The sequence below is a fragment of the Aeromonas sp. Lyrl_2 genome (assembly GCF_051948815.1).
Lineage (GTDB): Bacteria > Pseudomonadota > Gammaproteobacteria > Enterobacterales > Aeromonadaceae > Aeromonas > Aeromonas veronii.
In genome coordinates this window covers 22,013-39,838 of record NZ_JAYJLJ010000002.1, presented here as the reverse complement: position 1 = coordinate 39,838, position 17,826 = coordinate 22,013, and the positions used below count along the sequence as shown (strand labels likewise).

The window sequence follows — 17,826 nt, the reverse complement described above, 5'->3', positions numbered from 1 at the left end:
CCCCTTGCGATATCAGCTGGCAACCGGTCTGTCTGCCAGCCCGGTCAGGATCACACACATAAAGGATGATGAGATGATTTATACCGCTCCCGGTCAGGCAGGTGCCCTGGTCAGCTTCAAGTCCCGTTACGACAACTTCATCGGTGGTGAGTGGGTGGCTCCTCGCGCCGGCCGCTACTTTGAAAACATCTCGCCGGTGGATGGCAAAGTATTCTGCGAGGTCGCTCGCTCCGACGCCGCCGATATCGAGCTGGCGCTGGATGCCGCCCACAAGGCGTTCACCAGCTGGAGCAAGACCAGCGTCACCGAGCGCAGCAACCTGCTGCTGCGCATCGCCGATCGCATCGAGCAGAACATCGAAAGGCTCGCCATCGCCGAAACCTGGGAGAACGGCAAGGCGGTGCGTGAAACCCTGGCGGCAGACCTGCCGCTGGTGGTGGATCACTTCCGCTACTTCGCTGGCTGCATTCGCGCTCAGGAGGGCTCGGCCGCCGAGCTGGATCAGAACACCGTCAGCTACCACTTCAAGGAGCCCATCGGCGTGGTCGGCCAGATCATCCCGTGGAACTTCCCGCTGCTGATGGCCGCCTGGAAGCTGGCTCCGGTGCTGGCGGCCGGTTGCTGCAGCGTGCTCAAACCCGCCGAGCAGACCCCGGTCACCATCATGCTGATGATGGATCTCATCAAGGACATCCTGCCCCCCGGCGTAGTCAACGTGGTCAACGGCTTCGGCGCCGAGGCAGGTCAGGCTCTGGCCACCAGCAACCGGATCCAGAAACTGGCCTTTACCGGTTCGACCGAAGTGGGCGCCCATATCCTGCGCTGCGCCGCCGACAAGCTGATCCCCTCCACCGTGGAGCTGGGGGGCAAGTCCCCCAATATCTACTTCGCCGACGTGATGCAGCACGAGAGCAGCTACATCGACAAGGCGGTAGAAGGGATGTTGATGACCTTCTTCAACCAGGGGGAAGTGTGTACCTGTCCCTCCCGCGCGCTGGTGCAGGCCAACATCTATGACGACTTCATGGACAGGGTGCTGGCCCGTGCCCGCACCATAGTGCAGGGCAACCCCCTCGATACCGCCACTCAGGTGGGAGCGCAGGCGTCTCGCGAGCAGTTCGACAAGATCCTGGGCTACATGGAGATCGGCCGCGGCGAAGGGGCCAAGATGCTGATCGGCGGCGGCCCGGCCAAGGTGAGCGGACTGGAGGGGGGGTTCTACATCCAGCCCACCATCTTCTCCGGTCAGAACAAGATGCGGGTGTTCCAGGAGGAGATCTTCGGGCCGGCGCTCGGGGTCACCACCTTCAAGGACGAGGCGGATGCTCTGGCCATTGCCAACGACACCCAGTACGGGTTGGGGGCAGGCCTGTGGACCCGCGACAGCAATCTGGCCTGGCGCATGGGGCGTGGCATTCAGGCTGGCCGGGTCTGGGTCAACTGCTACCACGCCTACCCGGCACACGCCGCCTTTGGCGGCTACAAAAAGTCGGGGATCGGCCGCGAGACCCACAAGATGATGCTGGACCACTACCAGAACACCAAGAACCTGTTGGTGAGTCACGACATCAACCCGCTCGGCTTCTTCTAACGCAAGCAGATGTCATAAGAAAGGGCGCCTGCGGGCGCCCTCCTTGTTTTGCTTCACCAGATGACATGTCCGGCGATTTGTTATCGACCTGACTGCTGGCGATAACGCTGGGGGGAGCAGCCCAGCTCCCGGTTGAACATGGCGATAAAGGCCGAGGTGGAGCCGTAACCGAGCCGCCAGCTGATCTCCTGAATGGGCATGTCCCCCTTGAGCCAGGCCAGCGCCTTGAGCAACCGCAGCCGCGCCCGCCACTGGCCGAAACTCATCCCCAACTCCCGCAGGCAGCGCCGCGCCAGGGTGCGCTCTGTGGTGTGCAGTTGTCCAGCCCACTGAGCCAGAGTACGGGGATCGGCAGGATCGCTGTGTAACGCCGCCAGCATGGGAGCCAGCAGCTTGTCCTGACTCATCGGCAGGTAGCTCTCCTGACAACGGGTGCGCGCCAGTCGCTCCACCAGCAACTCGGCCTGACGCTGATCCCACTCATCCACCATATGGCTTACCCGCCGTTCGCAAAAGTCGCTCAGCAGGGCGCGGATCAGCGGGGTGAGCAGCAGCAATCTGGGCTCTGGCGGCAGCTTGGCCGCCAACTCGTGGCTGACGTAGATGGAGGTGTAGTCGAGGGTCTGCTCGTTGTAAGAGGTGTGGTCGAGATCCGCCGGTACCCAGATAAGGTAGTCGGCAGGGGCCACCAGTCGCTGATCCCCCAACTCTATCTCCATGATCCCCAGGCTGATCATGTTGAGCTGGCCCCAGGGGTGGGAGTGCAGCACGGTCGCGCTGTCGGCCAGCATCTGCTGGTAACTGAAAAAGAGCGGATTGGGAGCGGGCAGAACGACATCTACCGGCTGAAAGTGGTGAGTGGCCATCAGCGCCCCTTGTCAGCGAGAGAGAGGAGCAGGCGTGATGCAACGCCCTGTTGGCTCGGTCTCCGGCACAGGCCAAAAGCCGCCATCAGTTGCGGACTGACGCAGCCCGTGTGGGCCGGAATAAGGTACATCAGAAAGAGTTGTCTTTTCTGCTGGGTCATCTGTCTGTTTTACGCTACTTGATAATATAAAGACAAGGGTAGACTTGGCCCCCTGTTAATAAGGAGCCTCTGATGCGAATCTTTTCCCCTCTTCTCTTTCCGCTGATGGCTGTGCTGATCTGGGCTACCAATACCGTGGTCTCCAAAGCGGCCGCCAGCGTGCTCGACCCCGCGGCTATCTCCTTCTATCGCTGGGTGATTGCCGCCCTGGCGCTGACCCCCTTCTGTCTGCCCACCCTCTGGCGGCGACGCAGTGAGGTTCGCCCCTGGCTCGGCAAGCTGCTGGTGCTGGCGGCGCTCGGTATGGTGCTCTACCAGTGCCTAGCCTATTACGCCGCCCACAGCACCTCGGCCACCAATATGGGGGTGATCGGCTCCCTCATTCCGCTGCTCACACTGCTGCAAGGGGCGCTCTTCTTCGGCCAGCGTCCCGGCAAACAGGCACTGCTCGGCATGAGTCTCTCCCTGTTCGGGGTGCTCTGGCTGCTTGGCAAGGGCGAGCCGCTCGCCCTGCTCCATAACGGCATCAACCCGGGGGATGGCATGATGTTGCTCGGCTCCGCCAGCTACGCCCTTTACGGCCTCTTGATCCGCCGCTGGCACCTGCCGTTTGGCCCCTGGCTAAACCTCTACATGCAGATCCTGCTGGCGGTACTGCTGCTGGTGCCGCTCGCCCTCAGTGCCGACTCGATGGCGGTGCCGGCAGAAGGGTGGGGACTGGTGCTCTTCGCCGGGCTCGCCTCCTCCCTGCTGGCAGCCTACTGCTGGATGCGCGGCCTCGCCTGCATGGGCGCCGAGCGCACCTCGGTCTTTATGAACCTGATGCCGCTCTGTACAGCACTGATCGCCGTCGTCGGTCTGGGTGAGCCGATCCACGGCTATCACCTGCTGGGTGGCGGGCTGATCCTGGGCGGGGTGATGGCCTCCCAGCTGAAGGGGCGTGTGCCGGTAGCCGAACGGGAAGCCGCCTGAGAACCAACATCGTCCGGAAACAACAAGGGAGCCCATGGCTCCCTTGTTGTTTCTGCAATACACGCCTGTGAGCATCTCAACCGGCCCGGCGCCAGCGGTAGCGCCGCTCCGGCCGCCCCCGCTGACCATAGTTAAGATCCACATCCACCCGGTCTTCCGACTCCAGATACTCCAGATAGCGGCGCGCCGTGGTGCGGCTGAGGGAGAGTCGCAGCGCCACCGTGTCGGTGGAGAAGACGTTCTCCGGCTCACCCGCCAGCAGATCCAGTACCTGACGCAGGGTGATGCTGTCGATCCCCTTGGGGGTGACGCGCATCTCCTTGATCTGGGAGCGCCCTCCCTTGCCCAGCAGCTTGTCGAGATCTTCCTGCTCCAGCCGACCCCGCTCGCAGAGGCGGCTGTGCAGTTGCAGGATCTCATCCAGACTCTGCTGGATGCGAAACAGCCGCAATGGTTTGATGACGTAGTCATGAACCCCCAGATTGAGGGCCTGCTGGATGGTCTCCACATCCCGCGAGGCGGTCACCATGATGACATAGGCTTCGCGGTTGTGGCTGCGCAGGCGGCTCACCCACTCAAGGCCGGAGCCATCGGGCAGGGAGACATCCACCAGCAGCAGTTGGGGCACCACACCGGCCATCATGGCATCGGCCTGGGCCAGGGTGCCGGCCCGCCCCAGCAGGGAGAAACCGGGGGTCGCCGCCACCAGTTCTGACAAGATGGCACCGATCCGATCGTCATCTTCAATAACAAGCGTGATTATTGGGTCCATGGCTCACATTAATTGGTTTTTATTCAAGTAGATACCAAACAGGGTGGTCTGCTCGGCGGTTCGCCGCCATTCTATCACACCCTCGTGCCGACCCACGGTCTCCTTGACCAGGAACAGACCCACCCCGTGATCGCCGCTCTGGCGACTCACCCCGTAATCGAACAGGTGATCGGCCAGCTCCTCATCGACCCCCTCGCCGCTATCCTCCACCTCGATCACCAACCGCCGCCCCACATCGCACAGAGACAGCAGCACCCGCGGCGGCCGCTGCTGGCGGTTGCGCCAGGCCGCCTGCAGGCCGTTATCCAGCAGGTTGCCAATGAGGGTGATGAGATCGGCCGAGACCGAGGCCGGATACTCCGCCAGCGCCGAGTCAGGATCGAGCTCCAGGGTCACCCCCAGCTCGCGAGCCCGGCTGAACTTACCGAGAATAAGCCCCGCCACCGGCTTGTTGTCGATCAGCCGCAGCAGCTCCTGCAGCATGGTCTGGCACGCTTCGTTCTCCTGCTGGATCAGCTCCACCGCCTGATCCACATGGCCCAGCTGCAACAGGCCGGAGAGGCTGCTCAGCTTGTTGGCGAACTCGTGGCTCTGCATCCGCAGCATCTCAGCATACTGACGCAGATGGGTCACTTGCACCCCCAGACTGGCGGCCACCTCCGGACGGCTGAAGATCAGCAGCCGCCCCGGCGCCTTGCCCTGCACCGCCTGCCAGCGACCGACAAAGGACTCCCCCTGAATGGTGAAGCTCACTTCCCCCCCCTCCTGCTCCAGACAGGGGGCAAGGGGCGGCACCAGCTCCGCCAGCGACTGCCCCTGCAGGGCGTGGCGCCCAGTGACCGGCAGCCGCAGCTGATAGCTGGCGGTGCTGTTGATCATGTTGATATTGCCGCGGCCATCGAGGGCGATGACCCCTTCGGTGATGTGCTCAAGTACCAGATCCTGCAGGGTAAAGCGGCGCACGATCGCCTCCGGCTCCAGATCGAGCAGGGTCTTGCGCAGCAGGTATTGCACCCAGAGCGCCAGCAACAGGCCGCACCCCAGCACCGCCACAATGGCGCTGATGAGCAGGGCCACCCGCTCCATATAGATGCCCTCCACCTGCTGCATCAGGTAGCCCACCACCACGGCCCCCATGACGCGCCCATCCCCGCCCACCACCGGGGAGAAGCAGCGGATCGCCGGCCCCATGGTGCCCCGATCCTTGGAGCAGTAGCTGCGTCGCTCCTGCAGCGCGGGCCAGATATCCTCGCCGCGAAACTTCTGTCCCACCAGCTCGGGGTTGGGGTGGCTGAGGCGGCGACCATGCTCATCGGTCACCACCATATAGGTGGCGTCGGTGCGGTTGCAGACCGCCTCCACGTAGTCGCGCAGGGTAGGATCACTCCCCTGACGCAGAGCTTCGACCACCCGGGTATCCGCCGCCATGACCCGTGCCAGATCGCTTCCCTTATCCTGCAAGTTGCTCTCCAGCAGATGACGGATAAATAGGGCCAGCAGGCTGCCTAAAATGAGGATCAGCAGCAGGGAGAGCCCGAGAGAAAGGGTGACCAACTGGTGGCGAAGTTTCATGCACATACCTTAAAACGTCAGGACGCTGCCCAATAGTGCGGATGCCACCAGGTCTGGTCAATCAAAGGAGCCGGATCGCCGACAAAATCGGCCAATCCTTCCTCGCGGGCGCAGAGCGCCACCGCTCTGGCGACGGCGCGGGCCACCTCTCCCACCTGCTCAATCGGGGGCAACAGCCGGCCCGCCACCAGCGGATAGGCGCCGACAGCCCGCACCGCGGCCAGCAACATGCCATCGCTGATGCGGCGCGCCTTGACCGCGCAGGCCCCGAGACCAATCCCCGGGAAGACATAGACGTTGTTGCACTGGGAGACTACCCGCCGCTCCCCGGCCACCGTTACCGGCGCAAAGGGGCTGCCGGTGGCCAGCAGGGCGCGGCCATCGGTGGCGGCCCACACCTGCTCGGGGGTAGCCTCGGCGCTGCGGGTCGGGTTGGAGAGTGGCAGGATCACCGGCTGATCGCACACCTCCCCCATCGCCTGCAACACCTCGCCAGTAAAGAGGCCGCCCTGACCGCTCACCCCGATCAGCACCGCCGGGCGCACCTGACGGATGGTCTCCAGCAGCGAACTGCTCCCCTCCTCCACGGATCGAGCAAACGGCTGTTGGGCGCGAGTCAGATTGGGACGATCGGCGCAGACCACCCCGTCCTGATCAAACAGCCAGACGCCGTCGTGACTCCCCGCCAGCTGGGCCAGCATGGCGGCAATGCCGCAACCGGCCGAGCCCGCCCCGACGATCAGCACCGGGGCATCGCACAGGGCCGTGCCCGCCTGTTGCAACCCGGCCAGCACGCAGGCGGAAGCCACAGCCGCCGTACCCTGAATGTCGTCGTTGAACATGCAGAGCTCGTCGCGATAGCGGGCCAGCAGGTTGGCGGCGTGCTTGCCGGCGAAATCCTCAAACTGCAACACCACCTGCGGCCAGCGCTTGCGAATGGCGGCCACCACCTTGTCCATGAAGTGGTAGTAGCTCTCGCCATCGATGCGCGGGGATTGCCAGCCGAGGTAGGAGTCATCCTCCAGCAGCTCGGGATTGTTGGTGCCCACATCGACGCAGAGCGGCAGGGTGCGGGCCGGATTGATGCCGCCGGCAGCGGAGTAAAGCGCCAGCTTGCCGATACAGATCCCCATGCCGCCGATACCGAGATCGCCGAGTCCCAGCACCCGCTCACCATCGGAGATGACGATCACGTCTACCTCCTGCTCCACCGACTCGAGGATGTCGTTGAGATCGTCCCTGTCATGCCAGGAGAGATAGAGACCGTGGCTGCGCAGATAGAGATCGCTGTGGCGCTGGCACGCCTCCCCCACCACCGGGGTGTAGATGATCGGCAGCAACTCCGGCAGGTGGTGACGCACCAGATCGTAGAACAGCACCGGGTTGTCCTCCTGCAGCTGGCGCAGCAGCAGATGCTGGTCAAACGGACTCTGCATGGCACTGACCAATCGGTAGATCCGGCGCCGCTGCTGCGAGAGGGACTCCTCCTTGTGGGGCATACGCCCCCGCACGCCCTGACGCTTGCGCTCGGCATAGGGCAGGCTGGTGCCCATCATGATGTCGTTCATCTTGTTTGTTCCTCAATCCGGTATCAGGCGAGCAGGGAGATAAGGGCGGTGGCCAAGATCAGCATCACGGCGCCGCCAAGGCGAGAGGAGATCTGGGCAAAGGGCATCAGCTTCATGCGCTGGGCCGCCGAGAGCACGGCCACATCTCCGGTCCCCCCCATGTTGGCCATGCAGAGCCCGCCGGTGATGGCCGCCTCGATGGGATAGAAGCCGATCAGCTTGCCGACCAGCGCCGCACCGAGAGCCCCGCCAATTACGGTGACCATGACCAGCACGAAGTAGCTGATGGAGAAGGCGCTGATGAGCTCGGGAATACTGGTATAGGCGACGCCGATCCCCACCAGCAGGGAGGGGGTCAGGTTGCTCACCACAAACTGATACCAGTCGGCTGCCGCCTGCTCATAACGGCGCGGCAGCAGGCCACTCACCTTGATAAAGGCAACCGCCAAAATCATCAGGGCGAAGGGGTGCATGGGGATAAAGTTGCCAAGCAGGGAGCCCAGCACAAACATGCTGGAACTGATAAAAAGACCCATGCCCAGACTCTGCAGGGTCGGCGATTCGGCCTGCTCGTCAGCAATGCTCTGGCTATTCTCTTTGACCATCAGCTTGCCGTTGCCAGTCAGGGAGGGGTAACGGCGACCGAGCCGCGCCAGCAGGGAGCCCACCAGAATGGCCAGGGTATTGGCGATCACCACCGCCGGTACCATGCGCGACAATAGATCCGCACTGGACATCTGCATCGGGCCGGAGAGGATCTCCACCAACGGCACCGCACCGGCGCCCATGCCACCGCCCATGATGGGCAGGCCGATCAGCAGCACGGCATTCTTGAAGCCATATCCCATCAGGGAGCCGACCAGCCCCACGCTCAGCAGCGCCAGTGCGACGCCGCCGAGAATGACCGGCAGGTAGCGCATGGCGGCATTTTTCAGCAGCGCGCCGCTCATGCCGAACACCGAACCGGTCACCAGACTGGCGATAAAGAAGTTGAGAAAGCCCCCCTCCTTCATGAAGTGGGTGATGACCTGCCCCGCCTGCACCGGCAGCAGCTGATATTCGAACAGGGCGGCGCCGCCAAAGATGGCGAGGATGGTGCCGCCCCCCAGGTATTCGCGGATCGGCATGATCCGCTCCCCCAGCTCGGTCAGCAGGGTGCCCAGCACGAACATCAGCGCCAGCGCACCGACCATGCCCAGCGGCAACGAGCCATTCCAGCCGGAAAAGAGAACGCAGGTCGCCAGCCCCAGAAATATAAAGAGCGGCATACCGGCAATTTGTTGGCCGCCCATAAAGGCGGCCTTTTCTTGTGTGGTTTGTAGGGGTGAGAGGTTTTTCATTGTTATGTACTCTGCGTGTGATTGTGGCCGCTACTTTATTGATCCCCCTCGCTTCTGTCGGTTAGCCAGACTGCAAAGCCATATAAAAACATTAAAAACTTAAACATCATGGTGCCGCCAACGTGCGCTGCACAATAGAACACCAGACCATCGATGCCCTGCTCGACCAGGAAATTGGGCGATAAAACGAGCGAGCCCAATGGCGGATATTTGGGTGATCAGCAGTAATAACGATGCGATGATCTCCCCCCCTTCGGGGAAATAACAGAGCCAGATGACAAGCTCTGCGACCATTTATCGCCACAGCTCCTGTGAGTGATAATCAGCGGGCAATGTAATCGCCATAACGCAAGTGCCACATCAGGGTTTGAGTCAGCGTGCAGGAAGCACGCACGATGGAAAATGGTGAGGAGAAAGATGCAAGAAGGGGAGATTGAAATAGTGATGAGTCAAGCCAGCGAATACCAGAGCGCTGGCTTGAACTCACAAGGAACACACACGGTCAGGTCTATTCTGCCAACAGCAATGGAATATTGGCGGGGTCAAAATCATGACTGATATCGGTACTTCTGATAGCGCCTTCCCGATTCACGCCATGGTGTGACTCTGCACCATATTCTCCATCACTCAACAGCGTTTCAATTGCCAGATACACACATCCACTGTCATATCTATCCACAACCCGTTTCCCCCTTGTTTTATAACCCCATCAATATTAGCGGATAAAAAAAGAGCTGCTCGCTGAAGCTGAAAATTTCATGAAAATAACCACCGGATATCCTCCATTCACGGTGCAATATCCGAATCGGCAAGAGAGCTTCGAGTGGATCAGCCCCGAGAATAATATCAGGGGCTCGAATGCTGCCAACTCGCACCAGCGAAAAATCCGACCAGAAACATGATCCGCATCACACTATTTACTTAGCCTGCTAAACAAGTATGATAGTTAGCAGGCTAAGTACATTGAGGATGAGAAGATGACGGATCTGGAAAGGTTGCGCGAGCTGTCGCTCGCCGAGCAGATAGCGCGGATGCACCGGCTATGGCGTACTGCCGCCGACCTGGAGCTGGCTCCCCTTGGCCTCACCCATCCCCGCTGGACCGCGCTGTGGAAACTCTCCCGCATGGGGAGCCATGTCAGCCAGAAGACCCTGGCCGAAGCCCTCGAGATAGAGCTCCCCTCCCTGATGCGCACCCTGGGCCAGCTGGAAGAGCAGGGTCTGATTGAGCGCCACTGCTGCAGTCAGGACAAGCGGGCCCGCATCGTCTGCGTGACCCCGGCTGGCCAGACCCTGCTCGACCAGATCGCCGACCGCATCATGAATATCCGCCGCGAGCTGCTGGGGGGCATCGACGAGCTGACCCTGCAACTGTTTGAAGTCACGGTGCAGCGGATCTCGGCCAACGCCCTCAGCAAAATTGAACAACACCACGACCGACAAGCCGGAGGCGATACAAGCCCTCCCGAGAGCGACACAGAGAGAGAATAAGATGACCCCGGATCAACAATTTACCCGCTGGATCAAATGGTCCATGGCGGGCTTTGCCACCCTGTTTGCCTATTTTCTGATAGCCGACCTGCTGATGCCCCTCACCCCTCAGGCGATGGCGACCCGGGTGGTCACCAAGCTGGCCCCCCAGGTGAGCGGCAAGGTGATCGAGGTCGCCGTTCACAACAACCAGCAGGTCAAGAAAGGGGATCTGCTGTTCAGGCTGGATCCGGCCCCTTTTGAACTGGCGGTGGAACAGGCCCGCCTTGCGCTGGCGCAGGCAGAGCAGCAGAACAGTGAACTGGATGCCGCCCTGACCGCCGCCGTTGCCGAGATCAACGCCAAGGAGACCCTGGCCAGCCAGAAGTGGCGCGAGGCTGAGCGCATCGATGCGCTCTACCAACGTCACATGGTTTCGCTGCAACAAAAAGATGAAGCTGACAGCGCCCTGCGCAGCGCCCAGGCCAACCTGCGCGCCAGTCAGGCCAAACTGGCCCAGATCAAGGCCAGTCGTGGCGTGACCGGTGAGGATAATCTGTTGCTGCGCCAGGCCCGCAACAAGCTGGCGCAAGCGCAGCTGGCCCTCTCTTACAGCCAGGTCCACGCGGATCAGGATGGCACCATCACCAACTTGCAGCTCAAGCCGGGCAGTATCGCCAGCGCCGGCAGCCCGCTGCTGGCACTGGTGTCGGAACAGGTCGATGTCATAGCCGATTTTCGGGAGAAGAGCCTGCGCCATGTCGGCGAGCAAACCCGCGCACTGGTCGCCTTCGATGGCGAGCCGGGTCAGCTCTATCCTGCTCGGGTAAGCAGCCTGGATGCCGGAGTGAGCGCCGGTCAGTTTGATGCCAATGGTCGACTGGCCGCACCGGTGGAGTCGGATCGCTGGGTACGGGATGCCCAGCGGATGCGGCTGCACCTCGAGCTGGAGCAGCTCCCCGACCATCTGCCAGCCGGGGCGCGGGCCACGGTACAACTGCTGCCAGACAATGCCCTGACCGCCATGCTGGCACGGGGCCAGATCCACCTGCTCAGCCTGCTCCATTATGTCTACTAACCACGCCACTCACCCGTCGGCCAATACCGCCCCAGCCCACCCCGTCGGTGGTGCTGCCACTCACCTCTGGTATCGGCCCCTCACCGGCAACGAGCTGCGCCAGTGCCTGCGCATCGCCTTTGGCTGCACCACGGGCTTTCTGCTCTGCAAGCTGTTTGGCTGGAATTACGGGGTCTTCTATACGGTCACGCCGGTGCTGCTGCTGGGGATGGTGCCGGTGATGAATGGCCATGCCGCGCGCCAGCTGATCGCGGCGGCGGTGGTCTGTGGGGTGGAGGTCGGGCTGCTGGGAGGGCTGTTTGGCAGCCATCCGGCGCTGATGACTCCCATCGCCTTTCTGCTGTTTCTCTACCGTTTCGCCGCCATGTCGCGGGGCAGCCTGTTTCTGTTCGGGGCCAACGGGGTGCTGAGCCTCAGCATCATGCTGCACTTTGCCAGCTATCCGCAGACCGACCTCAACGACCTGATCCTCAACAATATCTGGGCGAGCGTGCTGTCGGTGCTAATCGCCTACCTGATGACCATGCTGATCCCGGATGTGGAGGCCAGACCCAAGCCCGCCTCGGCCCCCAAGGCGCCGCACCGGATGCGCCATGAAGCCCTGCTGGGTGCCACTGTGGCCACCCTGTCGTTTCTGGTATTTCAGGTGTTTGACCTGCGCGACTCCATGTCTGCCCAGGCCACAACCCTGCTGGTGCTGTTCCCCATGCACTGGAACGGCGCCCTCAGTTATGCCCGCAAACGGGCGATGGGTACCTTGCTGGGTGTCACCTTCGGCTTGCTCGGCCAGCTGCTGCTCTATGACTGGTCAGGGCAACTGCTGCTTGTCGCCCCGTTACTGTGGCTCGGCGCCATGCTGTTCAGCCATGCCCACGTCAAGGAGGCTGGTGGCTCCGGGGTCGGCTTTGGCGCCCTCACCACCCTCGGCATCCTGTTTGGCCAGTACCTCACCCCGGGCAACGATCTGGTGTTCAGCGCCCTCTACCGTGTGAGCAGCATACTGTTTGCCATCGTGGTCACCCTGCTGGCCTGCTACCTCGTCCACCGGTTGCTCAACCGCTTCGAGGCGACCCGCTTCGGTTATTGATTTCCTGTTGTAAGCACTGTTGTCAGCCCATGGATGAGCTCTCTTTCGCCCCGTCGCCTGCCGGGGCGTTTTTTTCTCGCCCTCGTTTACCTCCCTCACCAATACTCCTGCCACTACAAGTCAGCGCAGAAGTGTGGCTATGCTTGTAAGGCTGCTGTCGATGAGGTGTACCTATGGTTCCGTTGTTAAAAAAATGGCTGGTTTGTTTGGTACTGTTGGCTACCAGCCCGCTCGGGGCCACCCCGCTCGTCATTGGTGCCGAAGATGACTGGGCCCCCTACTGCGAGCGCGACAAGGACAATGAGGATGACCAGCCCCACGGACTGGCGCCTGAGCTGGTCAAGGCGGTGTTCGCCGCCGAAGGGATCGAGATAGTCTTTCGCACCCTCCCCTTCGCCCGCTGCATGCACGATGCGAAAAGCGGCAAACTCGCGGGGTGCTTCAACGCCACCATCACCGAAGAGAACCGCTACCAGTACCACTGGCACGATACCCCGATGTTCGAGGAGGATCTTGCCATCTTCGCCCTTGCCAGCGACCCGCAACGGGATCTCAAGCTCACCTCGCTGGAGGGCAAGCGGGTGGGCATCACCCTCGGCTACACCTACCCTACCGATTTTATGGAGAACCCCAGGATCACTCGCTTTCAGGCCAAATCCGATGCCCAGATCCTCGAGATGCTGGTACGTGGCCGGGTCGACTACGTCCTGATGAACGGCATGCCGGGCTACCTCAAGATCCAGCAAAAACAGCTGACCGGCAAGGTGGTCAAGGTTGGCAAGCTCTCCACTGATGGCTTCTGGCTCGCCTTCTCCCGCCACCACCCGCAAGGGGAAGCGCTGGCCAAACAGTTCGAGCAGGGGCTGCAGAAGATCAAAAACAACGGCATCTATGAGACGCTGATCCGCCAGTTTGAAACCAGACTTGGCCTCTACTGATTGACGATGCCTTCCTGATTGCGCCCCCTCATACTCACGCGATATGCCGGACAGCCAGCGACGCACCGAATGGCCGTGCAGATTGCACAATAACGGCAACCTGTTAGGCTCACGCCCGTATGACACCAATGGAGCTGTAATCATGAATAAGGTACATATGATGGCCGCTGGTGCGCTGGCCCTCGGCCTGCTCGCTGGCTGCAATCAGGGCAATACCCTCTCAGTCACTGGTGGCGAACCGGTCAGTTATCAGTGCGAGCAAGGCAAGAAGGTGCAGGTGCGCTACTTCTCCCTCTCCGACGAGAGCCTCAGCTTTATCAAGCTGTCGCTGCCGGATGGCAAGGATTACACCCTGCCCCAGGCCATTTCGGCCTCCGGCGCCCGCTATACGGACGAACATGAGGCCGTCTGGTGGAACAAGGGGGATGAGGGCTTTGTGGAACTGCGGGATCAGGATGGCGAGTGGCAGACTGCCTACAACGACTGCAAACAGCAATAAACGTGACCCCGGCCTGGCCGGGGTCTCTCTTTCTCTGGCATCAAACTGATGGGGGATCAGTTGATCTCGATTTCGAAGCGGTTGGTCACCTCGACCGGAATGGCATCCGGGTTGCCCTCTGCCGGGCTGTAGCGGATCCGCGAGAGGGTCGCCAGCGCGCTCTGCTCCAGCTCGCCGGGAGGCTCGGCCGCCACCACTTCCGGCTTGACCGGCGTGCCGCTGGCGTCGATTTGATAGCGAACTTCCACATACCCTTTGACCGGTTTGGCCGGCAGGGCCGGCTCGTCATTGCCAAGCCATGACCACTGCTTCTCCTGAACCCAGTAGCTGGACAAGTGCTCGAGAGGGATAGCGATCGGAGCGCGCTCGTGCGCCACCTCCTGACGGGATGAGCACCCCAGCAACAGTGTCACTGCCAGACCTGACCATACTGCGACTTTCCACTTCATGTAACGCTCCTTGTTCTCTGCCGGTGCTTGTTGCCGGACTGCGGGGCGCTCAACGCGGCCCGCTTGGTCAGTCACCCATCCTAACGAAAAAGTATTCGTATGAACATGAACAAAAGGGCCAACCCCGAGAGGTTGGCCCTTTTATCGTCAATAAGCTCACTAACCAGCCTCTGGCATCAGCCGCGCTTGTCGCTCACCACCAGCCAGAGCGCATGGACCATGCCCGGCAGACCGCCCATCAGGGTCAGCACGATGTTGATTAAAAAGTGCAGGCTAAAGCCCACCTGGATAAACGCGCACACCGGGGGCAGGAAAATGGCAAGCAGGATCTTGAGCAGATTGTTCATCTCGGCTCTCCTTTTCAAAAATGTCGTCAGGATTGGAATGGGCTAACCATAAACATCCCGGGCTTCAACTGCAAACCAGACAGGGAATTCGCTCACCCGCATCACACCAGGCGTTGAGGTCATGGATCTTCTGATTGCTGCTGCCACGCCAGAGCAGGCCGGGGTCTGCCAACTCCTTTTCATACTTGCCATCCACCAGCACATCCAGCAAGGCCACCAGCTCACGCTGGGCCTCTGACAGCTCGCCGAGCCGGTAGCCGGTCCAGCACCAGATATCCTTGCCCGGACACTCGGCGCGCACCCGTTTCACCAGCGCCAGCACGTGGGGCACGTTGGCCGGGTGGAGCGGATCGCCGCCGGAGAGCGACAGACCTCGCCGTTTGATGCGGCTGTCGTTGAGGTCGCTAATGATGCGATCGCTCATCGCCTGATCGAACGGCTTGCCGCCATCGAGCCGCCAGGTGCTCTGGTTGTAGCAACCTGGGCACTGGTGCTCGCAGCCCGAGACAAACAGGGTGGCACGGGTGCCGGGGCCGTTGATCACATCGACCGGGTAGTATTGGTGGTAGTGCATCGCTTGTTTCCTGCCTCGTTCACGGGACAGCGGCATAACTGCCGCCCTCCAATGAAAATGGCCCCTTGAGTCAGGGGCCAGCTCTTCATCGCCTGTGCGCTTACATATGTTTGACGCGGCGCTTCACCTCTTCCTGCTTGCCCGCATTGAAGGGGCGCGCATCCGGGCTGCCGAGGTAGCCGCAGACACGGCGGGTCACCGACACCTTGGCCGGGTCATGGTTACCGCAGCGCGGGCAGGTGAAGCCCTTGGAGGTACATTCGAACTCACCGGTAAAGCCGCAGTCGTAGCACTCGTCGATGGGGGTGTTGGTACCGTAGTAGGGCACCTTGTCATAGCTGTAATCCCAGACGTTTTCGAGCGCTTCTAGGTTGTGCTGGATGTTGGGGTACTCGCCGTAGCAGATGAAGCCACCACTAGCGATGGGCGGATAGGGCGCCTCGAAGTCCAGCTTGTCGTACGGATTGACCTGCTTCTCCACATCGAGGTGGAAGCTGTTGGTGTAGTAACCCTTGTCGGTCACGCCGGATACCACGCCAAACTCCTTGGCGTCGATGCGGCAGAAACGGGTGCAGAGGTTCTCGCTCGGGGTGGAGTAGAGGCTGAAGCCGTAGCCAGTCTCCTCTTTCCACTCGTCAATGGCTGCCCTGAGACGGGCGATGATGGCGATGGCTTTCTGTTGCAGCTCGGCGCTGTCAAACAGGTGAACCTTGTCACCAAACAGGGCGTTGATGGTCTCGTGAACCCCGATATAACCGAGGGAAATGGAGGCACGACCGTTCTTGAAGATCTCGCTGACGTTGTCGTCCGCCTTCAGTCGCACGCCGCAAGCCCCTTCCATATAGAGGATCGGCGCAACCCGTGCTTTCACCCCGTCCAGACGGGTGATGCGGTACATCAGCGCCTTCTTGGCGACCCGCAGGGAGGCATCGAGACGATCCCAGAAGTCCGCTTCATCACGGGATTTCAGGGCGATGCGCGGCAGGTTGAGGCTCACCACCCCCAGGTTGTTGCGACCTTCGTGGATCAGCTCGCCATTCTCCTCGTAGGCACCGAGGAAGGAGCGGCAACCCATGGGGGTCTTGAAGGAGCCGGTCACCTTCACCACCTGGTCGTAGTTGAGGATGTCCGGATACATCCGCTTGGAGGCACACTCCAGCGCCAGCTGCTTGATGTCGTAGTTGGGATCGCCCTGCTTGTGGTTGAGGCCATCCTTGATAGCGAACACCAGTTTCGGGAACACGGCGGTCTTCTTGTTCTTGCCAAGACCGGCGATACGGTTGCTGAGGATGGCACGCTGGATCATCCGCGACTCCCAGCAGTCCCCCAAGCCAAAGCCGAAGGTGACGAACGGCGTCTGACCGTTGGCGGTGTGCAGGGTGTTGACCTCGTACTCCAGCGACTGGAAGGCGTCGTAGCACTCTTTCTCGGTGCGAGCCATGGCGTAGGCTTCCACATCGGCAATGCCCCACTCTTCGGCCACTTCACGGTGTTTCTGCCAGCTGATGGTCACATAGGGGGCCAGCACTTCGTCGATGCGGTTGATGGTGGTGCCGCCATAGATGTGGCTCGCCACCTGAGCGATGATCTGGGCGGTCACGGCAGTGGCGGTGCTGATGGATTTCGGGGTATCGATCTCTGCATTGCCCATCTTGAAGCCGTGGGTCAGCATCCCTTTCAGGTCGATCAACATGCAGTTGAACATCGGGAAGAAAGGTGAGTAGTCGAGATCGTGGAAGTGCAGATCACCGCTCTCATGAGCCTGAACCACATCACGGGGCAGCATGTGGCTGGTGGCATAGTGCTTGGCGACGATACCGGCCAGCAGGTCGCGCTGGGTCGGGATCACCTTGGAGTCTTTGTTGGCATTCTCGTTGAGCAGGGCGGCGTTGGTCTGCTCGACCAGACCGCGGATCTCCTGCGCCAGACGGCCGCGCGCCTCGCGAGCCTGATCCCTGTCGTGGCGATATTCGATATAGGCACGGGCAATGACCTTGTCGTCGGAAGCCATCAGGTGGTTTTCGACCCGGTTCTGGATCTCGTGGATATCAACTTCACCACGCCCTTCCAGCTCCTGACTCACTGCATTGGCAATGCGGGAGGCGAGTGCCGGATTGGCCTGATTGACCGCTTCCGCCGCTCGGCTGACCGCCTCTGCAATCAGCTGGGCATTGAATGGTGCGCGACATCCGTCACGTTTGATCACAACCGGTTTCATGAATTTTCCCCGTTAAAAGGCCAGGCATTTGCCTCTGGCTCCCCCTTGTTGGGCCCCCCTCCCGGCATCTCGTCCTGGACGCAAATAAATTCAGCCGAGGCTTGACAAGCCTGGGCTGAAGATAGGAGGGGAACAGCTTATACACAGCTTAATAACACAACATATAGGGATTAAAAACGAATGCGTCCCTATATGTGGTGTCTATTAGGCACCAAAGCGCAGCCTCATTTCTTGATCCAGAACAGGTTTTTCAGCGAGCGGGACAGTTCACGACCAACCAAAAAGAGCTCCACTCAAATCCAACCTCAAGCAGGGTGCGGGCTGG

General features: G+C 61.2%; 16 protein-coding genes. 7 read left to right on the top strand and 9 right to left on the bottom strand.

What is annotated here, in order from left to right; genetic code table 11:
• The first annotated feature begins 73 nt into the window (after positions 1 to 73).
• The gene (gene exaC, locus VF684_RS01925) at positions 74 to 1,591 is read left to right on the top strand and encodes an acetaldehyde dehydrogenase ExaC (RefSeq protein WP_118854184.1); all 1,518 of its coding nucleotides are present in this window, start codon (positions 74 to 76) and stop codon (positions 1,589 to 1,591) included.
• Positions 1,592 to 1,671: 80 nt separating this feature from the next.
• Here the strand turns inward: exaC and VF684_RS01920 are convergent, their stop codons facing one another.
• On the bottom strand, positions 1,672 to 2,457 hold the full coding sequence (locus VF684_RS01920) for a helix-turn-helix transcriptional regulator (protein ID WP_106842430.1): 786 nt from the start codon (positions 2,455 to 2,457) through the stop codon (positions 1,672 to 1,674).
• 233 nt (positions 2,458 to 2,690) lie between these two features.
• Between VF684_RS01920 and VF684_RS01915 the strand changes: the two genes are divergently transcribed.
• A complete protein-coding gene (locus VF684_RS01915) occupies positions 2,691 to 3,590 on the top strand; it encodes a DMT family transporter (protein WP_139441793.1) in 900 nt (299 codons plus the stop codon).
• Between the two features lie 76 nt (positions 3,591 to 3,666).
• Here the strand turns inward: VF684_RS01915 and VF684_RS01910 are convergent, their stop codons facing one another.
• Genes VF684_RS01910 through VF684_RS01895 form a run of 4 tightly spaced genes read right to left on the bottom strand, consistent with a single transcriptional unit; the run spans position 3,667 to position 8,842 of the window.
• Positions 3,667 to 4,362: a response regulator gene (locus VF684_RS01910; protein ID WP_005338420.1), complete on the bottom strand. Its 696-nt coding sequence runs from the start codon at positions 4,360 to 4,362 to the stop codon at positions 3,667 to 3,669.
• Positions 4,363 to 4,365: 3 nt separating this feature from the next.
• Positions 4,366 to 5,934, bottom strand: a complete 1,569-nt coding sequence (locus tag VF684_RS01905) for an ATP-binding protein (RefSeq protein ID WP_021229142.1) — start codon at positions 5,932 to 5,934, stop codon at positions 4,366 to 4,368.
• Positions 5,935 to 5,951: 17 nt separating this feature from the next.
• A complete protein-coding gene (locus tag VF684_RS01900; protein WP_201990793.1) occupies positions 5,952 to 7,502 on the bottom strand; it encodes an NAD-dependent malic enzyme in 1,551 nt (516 codons plus the stop codon).
• Positions 7,503 to 7,525: 23 nt separating this feature from the next.
• A complete protein-coding gene (locus tag VF684_RS01895) occupies positions 7,526 to 8,842 on the bottom strand; it encodes a 2-hydroxycarboxylate transporter family protein (RefSeq protein ID WP_201990792.1) in 1,317 nt (438 codons plus the stop codon).
• A 977-nt stretch (positions 8,843 to 9,819) separates the two neighbouring features.
• Between VF684_RS01895 and VF684_RS01890 the strand changes: the two genes are divergently transcribed.
• From VF684_RS01890 to VF684_RS01870, 5 genes are all read left to right on the top strand, one after another.
• A complete protein-coding gene (locus VF684_RS01890; RefSeq protein ID WP_257699354.1) occupies positions 9,820 to 10,332 on the top strand; it encodes a MarR family transcriptional regulator in 513 nt (170 codons plus the stop codon).
• A gap of 1 nt (position 10,333) precedes the next feature.
• Entirely contained in the window at positions 10,334 to 11,389 is a 1,056-nt protein-coding gene (locus VF684_RS01885) for an HlyD family secretion protein (protein WP_040066685.1), read from the top strand.
• Positions 11,379 to 12,476 carry a DUF2955 domain-containing protein gene (locus VF684_RS01880; protein WP_204797096.1) on the top strand — a complete coding sequence of 366 codons (1,098 nt, stop codon included), beginning with the start codon at positions 11,379 to 11,381 and terminating at the stop codon, positions 12,474 to 12,476. The genes VF684_RS01885 and VF684_RS01880 overlap by 11 nt, the downstream gene beginning before the upstream one ends.
• 173 nt (positions 12,477 to 12,649) lie before the next feature.
• A complete protein-coding gene (locus VF684_RS01875; RefSeq protein ID WP_376898813.1) occupies positions 12,650 to 13,414 on the top strand; it encodes a substrate-binding periplasmic protein in 765 nt (254 codons plus the stop codon).
• Positions 13,415 to 13,556: 142 nt separating this feature from the next.
• A complete protein-coding gene (locus VF684_RS01870) occupies positions 13,557 to 13,913 on the top strand; it encodes an MliC family protein (RefSeq protein WP_042058536.1) in 357 nt (118 codons plus the stop codon).
• Between the two features lie 56 nt (positions 13,914 to 13,969).
• On the opposite strand, the gene VF684_RS01865 is transcribed toward VF684_RS01870, so the two are convergent.
• From VF684_RS01865 to nrdD, 4 genes are all read right to left on the bottom strand, one after another.
• Positions 13,970 to 14,362, bottom strand: coding sequence for a TonB family protein (locus VF684_RS01865; RefSeq protein WP_139441803.1), 393 nt, complete (start codon positions 14,360 to 14,362; stop codon positions 13,970 to 13,972).
• Between the two features lie 176 nt (positions 14,363 to 14,538).
• Positions 14,539 to 14,709: a YqaE/Pmp3 family membrane protein gene (locus VF684_RS01860; protein WP_005338440.1), complete on the bottom strand. Its 171-nt coding sequence runs from the start codon at positions 14,707 to 14,709 to the stop codon at positions 14,539 to 14,541.
• A gap of 64 nt (positions 14,710 to 14,773) precedes the next feature.
• Positions 14,774 to 15,283, bottom strand: coding sequence for an anaerobic ribonucleoside-triphosphate reductase-activating protein (gene nrdG, locus VF684_RS01855; RefSeq protein ID WP_376898816.1), 510 nt, complete (start codon positions 15,281 to 15,283; stop codon positions 14,774 to 14,776).
• Between the two features lie 100 nt (positions 15,284 to 15,383).
• Complete coding sequence (gene nrdD / locus VF684_RS01850) at positions 15,384 to 17,501, bottom strand: anaerobic ribonucleoside-triphosphate reductase (RefSeq protein ID WP_201914169.1); 2,118 nt, start codon at positions 17,499 to 17,501, stop codon at positions 15,384 to 15,386.
• Between the last annotated feature and the right edge of the window lie 325 nt (positions 17,502 to 17,826).

What these genes read in the sequence shown, in the direction of transcription:
- exaC (WP_118854184.1), top strand. Translation starts at nt 74, where the DNA reads ATGATTTATACCGCTCCCGGTCAGGCAGGTGCCCTGGTCAGCTTCAAG.
- VF684_RS01920 (WP_106842430.1), bottom strand. Translation starts at nt 2,457, where the DNA reads ATGGCCACTCACCACTTTCAGCCGGTAGATGTCGTTCTGCCCGCTCCC.
- VF684_RS01915 (WP_139441793.1), top strand. Translation starts at nt 2,691, where the DNA reads ATGCGAATCTTTTCCCCTCTTCTCTTTCCGCTGATGGCTGTGCTGATC.
- VF684_RS01910 (WP_005338420.1), bottom strand. Translation starts at nt 4,362, where the DNA reads ATGGACCCAATAATCACGCTTGTTATTGAAGATGACGATCGGATCGGT.
- VF684_RS01905 (WP_021229142.1), bottom strand. Translation starts at nt 5,934, where the DNA reads ATGAAACTTCGCCACCAGTTGGTCACCCTTTCTCTCGGGCTCTCCCTG.
- VF684_RS01900 (WP_201990793.1), bottom strand. Translation starts at nt 7,502, where the DNA reads ATGAACGACATCATGATGGGCACCAGCCTGCCCTATGCCGAGCGCAAG.
- VF684_RS01895 (WP_201990792.1), bottom strand. Translation starts at nt 8,842, where the DNA reads ATGAAAAACCTCTCACCCCTACAAACCACACAAGAAAAGGCCGCCTTT.
- VF684_RS01890 (WP_257699354.1), top strand. Translation starts at nt 9,820, where the DNA reads ATGACGGATCTGGAAAGGTTGCGCGAGCTGTCGCTCGCCGAGCAGATA.
- VF684_RS01885 (WP_040066685.1), top strand. Translation starts at nt 10,334, where the DNA reads ATGACCCCGGATCAACAATTTACCCGCTGGATCAAATGGTCCATGGCG.
- VF684_RS01880 (WP_204797096.1), top strand. Translation starts at nt 11,379, where the DNA reads ATGTCTACTAACCACGCCACTCACCCGTCGGCCAATACCGCCCCAGCC.
- VF684_RS01875 (WP_376898813.1), top strand. Translation starts at nt 12,650, where the DNA reads ATGGTTCCGTTGTTAAAAAAATGGCTGGTTTGTTTGGTACTGTTGGCT.
- VF684_RS01870 (WP_042058536.1), top strand. Translation starts at nt 13,557, where the DNA reads ATGAATAAGGTACATATGATGGCCGCTGGTGCGCTGGCCCTCGGCCTG.
- VF684_RS01865 (WP_139441803.1), bottom strand. Translation starts at nt 14,362, where the DNA reads ATGAAGTGGAAAGTCGCAGTATGGTCAGGTCTGGCAGTGACACTGTTG.
- VF684_RS01860 (WP_005338440.1), bottom strand. Translation starts at nt 14,709, where the DNA reads ATGAACAATCTGCTCAAGATCCTGCTTGCCATTTTCCTGCCCCCGGTG.
- nrdG (WP_376898816.1), bottom strand. Translation starts at nt 15,283, where the DNA reads ATGCACTACCACCAATACTACCCGGTCGATGTGATCAACGGCCCCGGC.
- nrdD (WP_201914169.1), bottom strand. Translation starts at nt 17,501, where the DNA reads ATGAAACCGGTTGTGATCAAACGTGACGGATGTCGCGCACCATTCAAT.